Annotated in this window: 12 protein-coding genes; 3 read left to right on the forward strand and 9 right to left on the reverse strand. The window is 62.3% G+C overall.

Going from position 1 to position 14,199, the window contains the following annotated elements; all coding sequences use genetic code 11:
• Positions 1 to 91: 91 nt before the first annotated feature.
• The 5 genes from amoA to hemN all read right to left on the reverse strand — a co-directional run bounded on the left by amoA (position 92) and on the right by hemN (position 7,523).
• Positions 92 to 862: a bacterial ammonia monooxygenase, subunit AmoA gene (amoA, locus tag H2LOC_RS11625; protein WP_136496543.1), complete on the reverse strand. Its 771-nt coding sequence runs from the start codon at positions 860 to 862 to the stop codon at positions 92 to 94.
• A 367-nt stretch (positions 863 to 1,229) separates the two neighbouring features.
• Positions 1,230 to 2,003 carry a bacterial ammonia monooxygenase, subunit AmoC gene (amoC, locus tag H2LOC_RS11630; protein WP_136496544.1) on the reverse strand — a complete coding sequence of 258 codons (774 nt, stop codon included), beginning with the start codon at positions 2,001 to 2,003 and terminating at the stop codon, positions 1,230 to 1,232.
• 1,344 nt (positions 2,004 to 3,347) lie between these two features.
• Complete coding sequence (locus tag H2LOC_RS11635) at positions 3,348 to 5,303, reverse strand: outer membrane protein (protein ID WP_154331636.1); 1,956 nt, start codon at positions 5,301 to 5,303, stop codon at positions 3,348 to 3,350.
• A gap of 471 nt (positions 5,304 to 5,774) precedes the next feature.
• Positions 5,775 to 6,167, reverse strand: a complete 393-nt coding sequence (locus H2LOC_RS11640) for a hypothetical protein (RefSeq protein WP_136496546.1) — start codon at positions 6,165 to 6,167, stop codon at positions 5,775 to 5,777.
• A 9-nt stretch (positions 6,168 to 6,176) separates the two neighbouring features.
• Positions 6,177 to 7,523: an oxygen-independent coproporphyrinogen III oxidase gene (gene hemN, locus H2LOC_RS11645; RefSeq protein WP_154331637.1), complete on the reverse strand. Its 1,347-nt coding sequence runs from the start codon at positions 7,521 to 7,523 to the stop codon at positions 6,177 to 6,179.
• 266 nt (positions 7,524 to 7,789) lie between these two features.
• On the opposite strand from hemN, the gene H2LOC_RS11650 reads away from it, so the two are divergent.
• Both H2LOC_RS11650 and H2LOC_RS11655 read left to right on the forward strand, forming a co-directional pair.
• A complete protein-coding gene (locus H2LOC_RS11650; RefSeq protein WP_154331638.1) occupies positions 7,790 to 8,092 on the forward strand; it encodes an AprI/Inh family metalloprotease inhibitor in 303 nt (100 codons plus the stop codon).
• A 293-nt stretch (positions 8,093 to 8,385) separates the two neighbouring features.
• Positions 8,386 to 9,042: a response regulator gene (locus tag H2LOC_RS11655; protein WP_246206805.1), complete on the forward strand. Its 657-nt coding sequence runs from the start codon at positions 8,386 to 8,388 to the stop codon at positions 9,040 to 9,042.
• Between the two features lie 61 nt (positions 9,043 to 9,103).
• On the opposite strand, the gene H2LOC_RS11660 is transcribed toward H2LOC_RS11655, so the two are convergent.
• From H2LOC_RS11660 to H2LOC_RS11675, 4 genes are all read right to left on the reverse strand, one after another.
• Positions 9,104 to 10,291 (reverse strand): choice-of-anchor tandem repeat GloVer-containing protein, encoded by a 1,188-nt coding sequence (locus H2LOC_RS11660; RefSeq protein ID WP_154331639.1) that lies wholly within the window; start codon positions 10,289 to 10,291, stop codon positions 9,104 to 9,106.
• 334 nt (positions 10,292 to 10,625) lie between these two features.
• Positions 10,626 to 11,111, reverse strand: coding sequence for a Rab family GTPase (locus tag H2LOC_RS11665; RefSeq protein WP_246206806.1), 486 nt, complete (start codon positions 11,109 to 11,111; stop codon positions 10,626 to 10,628).
• A 14-nt stretch (positions 11,112 to 11,125) separates the two neighbouring features.
• Complete coding sequence (locus H2LOC_RS11670) at positions 11,126 to 12,742, reverse strand: OmpA family protein (protein ID WP_136496551.1); 1,617 nt, start codon at positions 12,740 to 12,742, stop codon at positions 11,126 to 11,128.
• A 1-nt stretch (position 12,743) separates the two neighbouring features.
• Positions 12,744 to 13,073 (reverse strand): hypothetical protein, encoded by a 330-nt coding sequence (locus tag H2LOC_RS11675; RefSeq protein WP_136496552.1) that lies wholly within the window; start codon positions 13,071 to 13,073, stop codon positions 12,744 to 12,746.
• Between the two features lie 613 nt (positions 13,074 to 13,686).
• On the opposite strand from H2LOC_RS11675, the gene H2LOC_RS11680 reads away from it, so the two are divergent.
• A complete protein-coding gene (locus H2LOC_RS11680; RefSeq protein WP_136496553.1) occupies positions 13,687 to 14,154 on the forward strand; it encodes an HU family DNA-binding protein in 468 nt (155 codons plus the stop codon).
• Positions 14,155 to 14,199 lie beyond the last annotated feature (45 nt).

Raw genomic sequence — 14,199 nt, forward strand, 5'->3', positions numbered from 1 at the left:
TTTAATTGTCTCCCTTAGAGCTTTGCTGTTTTCGCCGCCGGAGCCCGCAATCGGCTCCGGCTTTGTTTGTTTTGGTCTGAAGCAGAGCGCCTTAGATCTCGTCGTTGGCGAGATAGTCGGTCCGGGCGAACCATTTGCCGATCTTCCACCACAGGAAGTAGACCAGCATGGACACGAAGCCGGAGAAGAAGGCCGCGACAGGCACGACGTCCTTGCCGAAGGTGCGCAGCGTGCCGCGCTCGATCATGCGGATGTATTCGGGCGTGCCGGTGCGGACATATTCGAAGCCGATCAGATCGGCGAGCGTCAGCAGAACGCCGTTGACCTCGGCGGCCTGATGATACTGGGCGAGAACCGGCCAGTTGTTCGGATAGAACAGCAGACCCCAGCCCATCGAACCGACCAGCGCGGTCACCAGCCAGCTGCCCGAAAGCAGGAGCACGATGTCGAGCCAGAAGGCCATCGGGATCAGAGCGGACGGGAACACCAGGCTGATCGGGAAGAAGGTCCAGCCCCAGAAGTTGTCGTAGCGGTTGATCCATTCACCGACCAGCAGCGCCAGAACGACGACAGTGGCGCCGAAGGGCAGCCGGAACTTGGTCCAGAAGAAGGACTGCGCGGCGGCGGCGAAGCACATGGCGACGATAGGCGCCACGGTCGGCCACATACGGCGGTCCTTGAAGTCGATCCAGAAATCCCAGTCGCCCGCCAGCAGCATGTAATGAATGTGGTAGGAGCCCAGCAGGACCAGGAACAGGATGAAGAGGAGGATCCAGTCGGTCAGAATGACGCAACCGAGAAATTCCTCTTTTGATTTCCAGGCTTTGCCTGCCGGCGCGCCTGCCTCGGTAGATAGTGACATCTTTTAGCTCTCCCTTATTTGCCTCCCGAGCTGAGCCCGGATGTTTGATTTTCAGGACGCAGACCTCCCGTGCTCTCGCGTGGAATCGCGAAAACCCAAAAAACCTGCGTCGCGTATCGTTGGATTGGCCGGGAAGCAGCCGCCGCTCGTTCGTGAGGGCTGGAGCCGAAGCCGCAGCTGCTTCCCCTATCGGTTCGGAGGAACGCCCTGGGAGAAGCACTCCCCGGAACCGATGTTCTCTTCGACTGGAGCGCACTGTCGCAAAAGTCGTTATGCCTTCGCGATGTGAATGCGCTCCACCCTTGTGATCTGGCGCGATTTCCTGTCGATCTGACGATTATGTCCGATCGGAGGACACGCGAAACGATCAGAGCGCGAGAACGTCCTTCTCGTATTCCTTGGAGAGCTCGATCACGCGGCCGAGCACCTGGAGCACCACGCCGAAGACGGCGAGAGCGAACCAGCCGAAGAACACGAAGCCCCAGTGCAGCGGAGCGGTGAACAGTTCTTCCATGAACCAGAAGGTATGGCCCCACTCGTTCAGGCCGACGTTCGGGAAAATCATGAACGGACCGGCGAAGAACAGCAGGAACGCAACCGAGATGTTCTTGGCGAACATCGGGATGCGGGTGCGCGCATACATGAAGGCGCCCCAGCCGGCGATGATGTAGATCGGATAGCTGAGGTAGAACTCGAGGATGTGGCTCGGCGTGAAGTCCGTGTCACGAATGACGGTCTGATGCCAGGTGCCGTCCTGCTCGGTGAAATAGCTCGCGCCCCAATACACCGTGAAGGCGTAAACCAGGAGCCAGCCCACGAGGGTGATCAGGCGGCGCATTTCTTCGCGCGGCGTGACGGCCTCGATGTTGCGATCGCGGGTCTTCCAGAGATAGCCGCCGATGGCGCAGAACGAGATGAACTCGAGCGGCAGCTCGGTCCACATGATGTTGAGCCAGTAGGTCTGAAATTCCGGCGCGAAGGAGTCGAGACCCGCTTTCCAGCCGAAATACTGCTCATAGATGCGAATGCCGACGTAGAACATGCCAAGGCAGAACATGGCGATGTAGGCGGGTTTGAAGTTGACGATCGAGTCAACCTCGGCCCGCTGCCCGGCGGCCGCTTTTTCGGTGGCCAAACTCATTTGATTTCCTCCTCTAGTGCTCCCGGCGTTTGTCGGACGCCTCCGTTTCGTTCTCGTTTCGAGGGCCCCGGTTGAGCCAGCGCTTCCCCGGACTCCGCTTCAGGCGAAAACGACGCAACCCACGATCATTTGCCCGCCGACGCCATTACATGACGCCCGCACGCCCAGATCGAAGTACAGCCTGATCGGCGTAGGTTGTGGCCGGAAGCTATCAAGCGATTTTCGTTTAATCCAACAAATAATACAGTTGCTAGCGCGACAATGTGTAGCAATGCATGTATTATATGTCTCACGTGCAGAATATTATTATACATTGATGCGCGTAATTAGGAGACACCCCGACGGCATCTGGGATTTATAGCGTCTAATTATTAGGCGCCATTGCATCTTATTATTACATACATTGCTTCGCGACACTTCGCCGCATGTGTTTAGACTATTGTTTGCAATCTCATTCTGGAATGGATGTCGCGATCGCCGGCGCGCATCGCAAGAACATGCGCTCTGAGTCGCGAGATCACATTGGGAGGAAAAACAATGGCGTTGCATAAGGTGAACGAGCTCGGATGGGTCGCCGCTTGGGTCGGCTTCATCATCTTCCTTTTCGCGATCTTCATCCCCACCGTGAACCGGTCGCTGAACCTCTGACGGCCTGCGGGCTTTCCCGCATCAAAAGGCCTACTTCTTCTCAAATCCGCCCGGGGCCGAATTCGGCTCCGGGTTTTTTTTGCGGGAAATCGCACCCCGTCGCCCTTCCCGTCGGCGCACAAAAAAGCCCCCGCCTCAGCGCCGGGCTCAGTTTATTTGCAAACCTCTGAGAACGGCCTCGTCTTTCGAGATGCGAGCCAAGTCCACCTGCCGAGATGAGGCCTGATGCGGTTTCCGGCCGATCTGCTCGGGAGCAGCCACATCGAGAAAACGGTCCCCTCGCCCTGAGCCCGCTAACGCGCGTACCGCTCGGCGTAGCCCGTCATTGACGGGCGCCCAACAGGACGCCCCAGGATCGTTCGAGCGATCGGAAATCGCGCCGGAAAGTTGTCAACTTTGGTGGAATGCGCTCTGGCGGGCGTCTCGAAGGGCGGCTGGCCGCCTCGTCGCCTGGAACATCCTTCGAGGCTTTTCGCGTTCTGCAAAAGCGCCTCTCGATGAGGCGTCGGGCGGGGCTCAAGACACAGAGATCAACCAGAATTCCAATGAGCAGCCGACAAAAGAAAAAAAGCCCCTCATGCCGGAGAGCCGCAAAGCAGGCGTCTCGAAGCACGAGGGGCGTTGTCGCGACTTTGTCAGCAGATAAGCCCGGCGCAGCGCCGGGCTTCCTCATTCGCGCCGGCGCCGGCGCGTCGATCAATATTTGGCGACGACAGGCTCCGCGGAAGCGCCGTTGAAGTGGTAATTCACCCCGAGACGGAACACATGCCCGTCGAACGTGCCCGTATGCATGACGCCCGAGAGTCCGGATTTGTTGGCGTAATAAAGAGCGCCGACATTGGCCGTATTGGCCGTGCCGAGGTCGTAATAAAGATATTCGCCCTTGACGCTCACTCTCGGAAGCACCAGCCATTCGACGCCGGCGCCCGCCGTCCAGCCGAGACGCATGTCGTCATAGCCGAGCCAGCTGCCCCCCTGGTAGAGCACCGGCCTGAGGCTGGGGCTGAAATAGGTCGCGCGGAGGTCGGTTTCGCCCCAGGCGAGACCGCCCGTCGCATAGGCGAGGATCGCAGGCGTCACGAGATAGCCCGCCCGGCCGCGCGCCGTGCCGAGATAAGGCACGTTGCGGCCCGCCTGGGTATAGGTCAAGGGATTCCCGGACCAGGCCGCCCAATTGGCGGCGCCGGAAGTAATTCCCGACAGATCCGCCTCGATGCCGGCGAGATATTTGTCGCAGAACACCCGATCGTAACCGAACTGCACGCCGCCGATGAAGCCGCGGCTGTTCAGCGACACATTGGACGGCAGTCCTCCGGATCCGTAGAGCGCGGCATAGCCGCCGGAACCGCCGTAAATGAAGTCGGAATTGTTGTCCGCGGACGTCGTAAAGCCTGCGCTCACGCCGACATGGGCGCCGGTCCAGGGCGAGCGCGGCGGCGCGTCCGGGGCGGTTTTCGGCCCCTTGAAGATGCCGGCGACCTCGGTCCTGTGCTCTTCCTCCTCCTCGCCGACTCTCCAGCGCAGCGCCATGCCGGCCATCCAGTTCTTGGCGAGCTGCGGCCCGTTCAGGTTCTGATAGACCGGAACGCCGCCCTCGAAGCCGACCGAGAGGCCGGGAAGGCCGAACAGCTTGCCGTCGATGTCGATGCCGCCGTAAACCTCGATGCGCTTGCCGCCATACCAGAGCGGATTGGCGCTCGGCAGCTTTCCGAACAGCCACCAGTCGGCGCCGGATATCTGGCTCTGAATATTGAAATTGGTACGGAAGGTCGTCGTTACGCCGGGTATCCAGGTGTAGCCGAACCAGCCGTTGAATTCCTGGTAATTGCCCCACCTGTAGCCTTCGGGATTCATACCGAGGCCCAGACGCGCGCGATAGGAAAGGCCCCAGGACCAGGCGTCCAGATGGCCGCCATAGAGAATGCCGGGCAAGACGTCGAAAGTGCCGGTTCCCGGCTGCATGCCGTAGAAGGCCTCGTTTATGGCGTAGGTCCCGGTGGTCTGCATCACCGCCCCGCCGATATTGTGATTGCTGCCGGTGGGGAAGGCCATGCCGAGATTGACTTTGACGCGATGGATCGGATCCTCGTAGGCGCGCCAGACCAGCGACGCCGAGACGTCTGCGATCGTGTCCGTGCCCGGATTGCTGGTCCCGCGCTGGATGATGTTGCCCGCTCCGAAGCCCGGACCGGTGCCGAAGACATTGAGGTATGAAAGCCTTTGGATCGTGCCCGCGGTGAGGACCACCGACCAGTCCTTCATCAGGCCATAGGCGAGAGTGACGGTTTGCATCTTGCCGAACTGTTCCTGCGGAACAACGGTCAGAAGCGTCGAGGGATTCCAGTACCAGCGGTTGAACGTGACCACCTGCTGGGGCGTGACATTGTTGGTCCCGACCTGCACATGGGCGTTGTCGAAGAAGGTCGGAATGACGGAGATCACCAGCTTGCCGGGAGCGGGCAGATTGTCTCCGAACACAGCCAACGGCACGGGCGGCGCCTTTTGCGGGGCCGCCTCGGGGGCCGGGGCTGGAGCGGGGGAAGTCACCGACGGATCGGCCGCCAAGGCCGTTCCGGCGGCTCCGCCCGCCAGCGCTATATATAAAGTCCGCCATGCTACGCGGCGATACCGTCCGGCCCGTGTTTTATTCATTCTCGCCCCCAGTTCCCAAAAGACCGCTTTCTGGACGCACGTCTGCTAAGGCTGGCGATATTCCCTCGCGGGAAATACCGTTCGGCCTGTCGGCTGGCTTCTCCGGGTGATTCGGCGGAAGGCGAAGCAGAAAATGCGGTTCGTTATGTAACTCAATTACTAATACAGAACCGCCGCCTCGCAAGCGTAAATGATTTCAATATGACGGAATTCTTTCACCCGTTGCATAACTGCAACGCTTGCGCAAAAATCGCGCAGAACGATCAAAAACTTGTCTGAACTTCTATGGATCGGGCAACCGCGTGAGTCGTGAAAGTCGATAGAAAAAGTATAAACATAGGGCATAAGCTTTTTAGCCGGGGCAATTGCAAAGGAATCCCGGCGGATTTATTCAAGGGAAATCGGTTCAGGGGTTTGATCTGGCGGCGCCCTTGATCGGCCGATACCGTCCGATCGGAAAGCGCCAGATAATCAGCCGACCAATCCAGCCGCGAGATAATAAAGGCCGAGCAAACCTATCCCCGCGGCGTAAGCGGTCATGTTCCGCTGCAGCCCCATGGCGTCCAGAATGCGCTGAAGCCTCTCCTGCGACGCGAAGAGAAGCAGCAGTCCGCTGAGATAAAGCGCCCAGCCGAACAGCGTCACCGCCACGGGAAGCGCGCCGCCGCTCCATATGTCGTGCCCGATGACGATCGCGAGGCCGAAGCCCGTGCGCAGGACCCCGCTGAACATCACGATCATAGGGTCGGCGACCGCGCGCTGCGCGATCTCCGCCATTTCCTTCGCGCGCGCGACCATCGCCGCCGCCAGGGTCGCCAGCAGGGCGCCGATCAGCTTGGCGAGGAAAAGCGTGAGCGCAGTCACGAGCCCCCCTTACACCGCAGCGGAGTGGCGTGCGGCGCCCTTCGCCAGATAGGCGTCGAAGGCGGCCGCGGCCAGCCGCACGAAGGGCCTGCCGGCGGGCTTCATGGCCACGCGCCGGCCGTCCAGCTGCAACAGCCCCTGCCGCTCCAGCTCGGCGAGTTCGGACGCCGCCGCGTCGAAGGCGTCGGGGTCGAAACCGTGCCTGAGCGCGAGGTCGCCGTAGTCGATCGTGAAGTCGCACATCAGGCGTTCGATGACCTCTCCGCGCGCGATGTCCTCCTGCGTGAAAGCCAATCCGCGGGCAGTCGCGAAGCGCCCCGCCTCGATCGCCCTGCGCCAACCGGCGTTGTCGGCGGCGTTGCCGATGAAACCCTGGGGCAGCCGGCCTATCGAGGAGACGCCGAAAGGCAGCAGCGCATCGGCGGCGTCGGTCGTATAGCCCTGGAAATTGCGCCGCATCCTGCCCTCTCGCGCGGCCTGCGCGAGAGGATCGCCCGGAAGAGCGAAGTGGTCGAGGCCGATCGCCTCGAAGCCCTGGGCTTCCAGCGCGGCCCTCGCCGTCTCGGCCTGGGCGAGACGCTCGGCGGCTCCGGCGAGCGCCGCCTCGTCTATCAGCTTCTGGTGGGTCTTGAACCAGGGCACATGGGCGTAGCCGAACACCGCAAGGCGCGCGGGGCCCAATCCGGCGGCGAGACTCGCGGTGTGCGCGACGTCCTCCTGCGTCTGGCGCGGCAATCCGTACATCAGATCGAAATTCAGGCTGGTTATGCCGCCCTCCCGCAAGAGAGCGACCGCCTGCGCCACCGTCTCATAGGGCTGCACCCGCCCGGCGGCCTCCTGGACATGGCTGTTGAAATCCTGAACGCCGAGGCTGGCGCGATTGACGCCCACCCGCGCCAGCGCCTCGACGAACCGAGCGTCCAACAGGCGGGGATCGAGTTCTATCGCGTGTTCGGTATGGGGGCCGATCTCGAAATGACGACCGACGCATTCGGCGATTTCGGCAAAGCGAGCCGGACCGAGCATGCCCGGCGTGCCTCCGCCCCAATGGATGCTGACGACCCGCCTCGCCCTGGTCGCGCCGGCGACGAGCTCGATCTCGCGCAGCAGGGTCTCCTTATAGACGGTCAGCGGCGCGTCCTGGCGCAGGGCCTTGGTGTGACACCCGCAGTAGGCGCAGATCTCGGCGCAGAACGGAACGTGGAAATACAGCGAGAGCGTAGCGTTCTCAGGCAGTTCGCCGAGCCAGCAACGGGTCTGCTCGTCGCCGATCTGCGGCGAAAAATGCGGCGCGGTGGGGTAGCTCGTGTAGCGCGGCGCGGCGCGCTCCGCGAGCGCGAGGGAAGCAGAATTCATCAAAGGGCTCGCCGGGTTGTACTTGCGCACATTACCTCGAAGCCTCGCCGATTTGAAGCCTCCGGGGCAAATTCGGGCGGATCGTCGCGCATGGGACCCTCTTTCATTTCATATTGTTCCAATGTTAATTCTTGGGGCGAATTCAGTCCGCGCCATTCGATACCGGGAGAAAGACTTTGACCTTGAGGGTCTTCACGCCTGCCCTTGCACGAAAGCTCTGTTTCCTGGCGGCTGTCGCGGCCCTCGCGCCGACGAACGCGAGCGCGATGGAATCGCGCGCAAACGGCGCAGCCGGGCGCTACTCCATCCTCCGCGCCGAGGACAAAGACACCGGCTGCATGCTCACGCTGGACACGCAGCCCCGCGCCGGCGGCTTCAAGGCGCAGCTCGCGCCCGCCTGCCGGGACAATGGGATGGTGATTTTCGATCCCGTCTCGTGGAGCCTCGAGCGGGGGCGACTGGCCCTGACCGCGCGCAAAGGCCACAAGACCCATTTCGAGCGCCAGGACGACGGAATCTGGCGCCGCGACGTCAAGGAAGGCAAGGCGCTGAGCCTCAAGCCGCTGTGAAAAAAAAACGGCCTTCCGGAGGGAGATCCGGAAGGCCGCCCGTCGCCGTGAGGGCGGGGAGCGGAAGGCGACGGGGCTTGCGAGCAATCTCGGGGCAAGCCGAAGGAGCGCTCGCAAACTCGAAACCGATCGATCGGCCGGGCGCTTGAAGCCTTTGTTCGTCCCGGCGATAATGAGAAGCCTACAGTCTGCTGTCTGAACAGAGCCTGTCTGCGCCGTTCATCTTGCAGTCAGGCAGGATTGGTTTAGCTCGTCCGAAAAACGTTTGCGCGAGCCCGATGGAAACTCGTCGATTGATCGAGCGACAACAGATCCGCCTGCTGATCGCGGAAGACCAGCCCTTGATCCGAAAGGCGGTCGTCGCCCTGCTCGAGCTCGAACCGGATATTTCGGTCGTCGCCCAGGCGGCCGACGGCGTGGAGGCGATTCAGGCGGCCCGGGCTTTTCGTCCCGATGTCGTCCTCATGGACGTCAAGATGCCGCGCCTCGACGGCATCTCGGCCACCCGCGCGATTCTGCAGGACAATCCCGACGCCCAGGTCATCATGCTCACGACTTTCGAGACCGACGACCTCGTCTTCGAGGCCATTCTGGCGGGCGCCAAGGCCTATCTGCTGAAGGACGCCGAGGAAAAAGAGATCCTGGAGGCTATCCGCGCCGCGGCGCGCGGCGAGCCGCGGCTTTCGCCGCGCATCGCCGAAAAGATCATCGGCGAGTTCCGCCGGGTCAAATTTCCCGAGAGAGCCGAAGCCCAGCTCGAACGCGAGCCGCTCACCGAAAGGGAAAGGGAAGTGCTGGCGGGGGTGGCTGCGGGCAAAGGCAACCGCGAGATCGCAAAAGAGCTTCGTCTTGCGGAAGGCACGGTGAAGAATCACGTGAGCGCGATTCTCGCCAAGCTGCATTTGCGCAGCCGCACCGAGCTCGCGATCAAGGCGCTGTCGGGGAAATAGGAAGTTCCGTTCTACTCGGCCCGCCTCCAGCCTCCGGCGACCGCAAGACGGCGCGTCCCGCTTATGGCGCGCACACACTGTGCTGCGTCCCGCCAAACACTTCTTTCACCTGGTTCACGCACTCCAATGTGTAGACCGTGCCGTTGTTGGTGGGGCCGTAATATGAGGTGACCCCGAATGCCGCCAGACCGAAGCCGAAGCCGGGCGCCCCGAACATCACGCCGCCCATCGGGTAGCCGCCATCGGCCCCTCCGGTGAAACTGTAAAGGTTGGCGTAAACCCATTGCGCCGAAGGAGAGACCGCCGGCCTGATCTGAAAGACCGCGCCGAATCCATTCTTGCCGCCGCCGTAAGTCGTTCCGTAAATCGCTCCGCCCATGAGGGTCAGGGGAGCGTAGGGATAAATGCCGTCGTCGCCGTTCGCGTAACTGAAACTGTGCAGCACGCTCTCGGTCCACTGCATCGAAGGCGAAACTGGAGGATTCAACCGGAACACGACGCCGGCGTTCTCGGCTCCGCCTCTGAGCGTCGCGCCAAAGAGCGCGCCGTTCGTATCCATTACGACCCCGGCGTTCGGCTTCGCCCCGTCGCTTCCGCCGAAACTATAAAGCACGGTCTCGCACCAAAAATTCGGGGCGTTGGGCGCGCATGCCGCGCCGGAAGGCCTGAGCTGGAACACGACGCCGTTTCCGCTCCCGCCGGCCTGAGTCGAGCCATAGAGCGCGCCGCCCGTATCCATGATCAGTTGAGACAGGGGGTTGGCCCCGTCTGCGCCTCCGGTGAAGTTGTAGATCGCCGTCGCGGTCCATTGCCCTGAAGGCGTAGCGGGAGGCGTCAGCTTAAAGACGGCGCCGCCGCCGGAAGCGCCCCCGCCCCTCGCCGTTCCGTAAAGAGCGCCGCTGCTGTCGAAGATAACGCCCGCGGCGGCATTGGCGCCCACGGTCCCGTCAAATTGGTAGAGCGAGGTCAGGGTCCATTGGCCCGAGGCGGTGACGGGCGGCTTCAGCTTGAAAACCGTGCCCATGCCATTGGCGCCCCCGGTGTTGGTCGTGCCGTAGAGCGCGCCCTGCGAGTCGAAGGTCAGTGACGAAATCGGGGATCCGCCATCCAGGCCGTCGCCGAAACTGTACAGCAGGGTCTCGGTCCACCTGGATCGCCCCAAACCGGGAGGCGATATTTTGAACACGGCCCCGAAGCCTTGGACGCCGCCCTGGAGCGCCGTGCCATAGAGCTCGCCCGAGCTGCTCATCGTCAACGTTACATTTTGCGGCTCGCTTGCATCGAGCCCGCCTGAAAAGGCGTAAAGCGTCGCTTCGGTAAGCGGTGGCGACGCCCAGATTTGGGCCACAGCCGGGGACTTGTTCCAGCGCCTATGGAAACAAGCGACAAACAGCAGCAAAATCGAAAACCAGATCGAATCATGGATTGGGCCCCAAAAACGTAAGTATCGCGTTATTAGGGAAGCAAAAGGCGCAAGCGTCAACGCCGCGCCGACGCCCTCCTCCTTGGTCCGTCGGCTTCCCGACCGCCAAGTCCGACCTCGACGTTTCTTGTCGCAGAGCTTCAGCAAGAGAGCTGATATGCTACGACGCCCGCCGCCAGATGGCCGCGCCCAGTCTTTGAAACAGCTCCGCCACGCCTTCGCCGGTCTTGGCGCTGGAGTAGAGCACATCCCCTGCAAAGCCGGCGGCGGGCCCGAGATCGCCCGGCGGGGGCGCAATATCGACCTTGTTGACGATGACGATCGCGGGGCGGCCGGGAAACCGCTCTTCGAACCTCTGCGCCAGCGAAGCCGCCTTTACGATCGTGCTCGGACGGGAAGCGTCCGCGACCACGATCGCGCCCGAAGCTCCCGCCACATAAACTGTGTCGAAGATCCTGTCGCCGAAATCGCCGTCGGTGTCCCACAGCACCAGCCGCAGCGTTTCCCCGCCGCAGTCCGGCCCGAGGCCGATGTCGTGGGTGAGAACGTCGACGCCGATCGTGGTTTTGTAGTCGCTTTCGAATTTATTGAACACGCAACGACGCGCCAGGGAGGTTTTCCCGACCCCGATATCGCCCAGAAGCATGACTTTCGCCGATATCATCGGATGTCGAATTCGCCTTCGAACGGCCGCTCGAATACGACGCGCCGGCTTCGGTTGGGGTTGAGGCTCCAATCGGCGAGAGGCTCGAGCGTGGAGCGCGAAAGAACCGCGAGTCGCGACCGCGGCACCCCCCGTTCGACCAGCATGGCGGCGACCTTTTCCGCGCGCTGGCGGGAGACGGTCGCGTTTCTGGCCTGCGAGCCGGTGACCGGATCGGCGTAACCCACGATGCGAAGGTTGACGCCCGCCTTCTTGATCAGATCGGCGAGCTCGTCGAGACGGGGATTGACGGCGGCGGGATCGGCGAGATTGTCCTGTCGGTTGAAGAACACGGCGAAATGCTCGATCAGGCGATTGAGCTGCGTCCCCGGAGCCTCGGCCTGCTGTTCCATGCGCCGTAGCGTGGCCTGCGACTGTTCCAGCTCCTGCCTCAAAGAACCTAGAGCCGCGGCCGTCGCCAGCGCCGCCACGTCGCGCTCGACCCGATAGGGTTCGGCCGCCGGCGCGATTTTGCTGATGATTCGCTGAGGGCCGTCTTCGTCGGCGGCGAGCCCGCGCAGCATCACCCGCTGTTTTTCATGGTCCACTTCGAGCCGCAGGGGATATTGGGCCAGAGAAGGCTCCGCGGCATGGGCGGCGGCGTAGGCGGTTTCGATGCGATGGTCGCGCAAGGCCCGCAATGCGGGCTTGTAGACCGCAAAGGCGGCCAGGATCGCCACGCCGGCGGCGACGATCTTCAGCGGAGTTTTGCTCGAAGGCTTGGCCGACTGGGTTTTCAGCGCCTCGCCGAGACCGTCGGCGAGCGTCTGGCCATCGATCGCTTCGCCGTTTTTTTCCTGAAGCTCGACGATCGCCAAAAAAACCGCATCGAGCTGGCGCTCGAACGCTTTCGACAACTCGCCCGAAAACTCGGCCGCCACGATAAGCCGCGCCGAAGCGCGCAGAAAGACATGGTTGGCGCCGAGATCGAGCATTCGCAGCTCGCCGCCCCTGTCTGCGTAGACCGTGGCCGCGAACTCCGTGATGGCGGCGATGAGGCCGCTCGTCAGCTCGTTCTGTTCGCCGGATTCGGCGGCGGCCGTCGGCCATGCCGTCAACACGCGCCCGCTGCCGCGCTCCAGCAGCAGGGCGCGCCTGAGACGAGCCACCTTCTCGGCCTCCGCCAGCGCCACCTCGGCCATCGAGCGCCCCGTCATCAGCGCGCGCAAACGCAGCCGCCAGACATTGGTCGACACCATGTCGTCGATGCGGCGGTTCAGCGATTCGATGAGCTCGGCGAAGGCGTTGGCCACCGCGGCGGTGACGAGGCGCCCCGTGATCGGGTAAAGCGCCTCGACCATCATGTCTTTGGAGTTCCTGATCTCGCTGCGGATCGCCGCCACGATCAAGGGAGCGATGACGCCCGCGAGCTCCTTGTGACGCGAGACTTCCGCCCTGCGCAGGGCGTCGACCAGAATCTCCGCCGTGGCCGCCTCGAGTCGCGACCTGTCGCCCACATAGCCGTCGACCCGGCGCAGCTCCTGCTCGATTTCGCCCAGGCGGCGGAAGTCGTCCCCGATAATGAGGGATTTCAACCGGTCGAAGCTTTCGCTTTCTGCTTCGTCGCCGGCCATTTCAGCCGCCCTTGCGCTGAGCGCTCAGATTTTGAACCGTGGCTCCGAGCTGCGCGATGGCGGAGCCGACCGCGTGTATCGAAGCCGCGCGATTGTCCTCGGTGTCGCGGGCGAGCTGAATCAACTGATTTTCGAGCGCCGACAGGCGCGCCAGCAGATCGGCCCGCATCGCCTCCAGTTTTTCGTCCAGCGCCTGAAGGTTCTGTTCGGTCGACCGCTTCGACTCGCCGAACAACAGCTCCCGAACCTGCTCCATCGGATCGTGAGCAGGCGCAACATTTCCCGTTGCGCCCGAGGCTTCTGCTCCGGTTCCGTTTCCGAACTCAGACATTTTTCAACTCCTGAAAACCAGTTGCAAACTACGCGAGAACGCAAACGATAAAGGCCGGGCCTGCGCTCCAACTCGTCGATCTGGCGCGATTTTTTCGCTCGAACAATCTCGAGCCCTACGCGCGGGAGCCCATCGTCCGCAAAAGTCGAGAGTCTCTTGCGATGAAAATGCGCTCCAATTTATTGAATCGGCGCGATTTCTCGGCGCTCGAACGATTCCGTCCGAGCGAGGAGCGCGCTGATCGGGCGCTTTGAATCACGCTCAAAGGCGCCGCTGCGGCGACAGCCAACCGATTGATGCAACGGGCTTTCTCTACCAAAGGCGCCCCAAGGTGGAAACACGAATCTTTGGTTAACGTGCGGAGCCGATGCGCATATCGGCGCCCGGGCTGACCGTAAGTCGATGTAGTAATTAAATTTTTACTATAATCGAAAGCTTTTGCCCGGGGATGGTCCTCGATGTTGTGCGGCGCCAGAACGCAGCCCTGGCGAAAGTCATTTCATATTCGTGACTAAAAGCACTTTCGCCCCGGAAAGCGATGGCGCAGTTTCGGCTTAGCGACCATCTCCGCGGACCTGCCGGTCTTGGGGGGAAGGGAGCGGGAAACAGCAAAATGATAGAGCGTAAATCAATGTTCCTGAGCGAATACACCTCCCTTCACGCGGCTGGCTCCGCTGCGGGATACGACGAGCCTGAGAAGATTCAGGGCACGCTCACCCGCCATGACATCGCCGAGACCATATCAGAGCGATGCCCGGGCCTGTCGAAACGCGAGGCCAAAAAACTCGTCGACTCGGTAATCGAGGAGATGACCGTCGCCCTATGCCGGGGCGAAACCGTCAAGCTGCATGATTTCGGCTCATTTGTCGTGCGCAGCAAAGGCGAACGCGAGGGGCGCAACCCGCGCACCGGCGCCAAAGTGCCGATCGAACCCAGGATCGTCGTGGTCTTCAAGCCTTCGCCCAATATGAAGGGGACCGTGAACGGAGACGAAGGCGGCGAGAGGCAGCGTCCGGGCCGAAAGAAAGGCGCGGCGAAAAATCCGGGCGACGGCGACGGCGGCGCTTTCCGCAACAACTGACGGGCTCGAGTTCGATCCGGCGCCGCCCGGCCCCCCCGGGCGGAC

It is taken from the genome of Methylocystis heyeri (assembly GCF_004802635.2).
GTDB classification, from domain to species: domain Bacteria; phylum Pseudomonadota; class Alphaproteobacteria; order Rhizobiales; family Beijerinckiaceae; genus Methylocystis; species Methylocystis heyeri.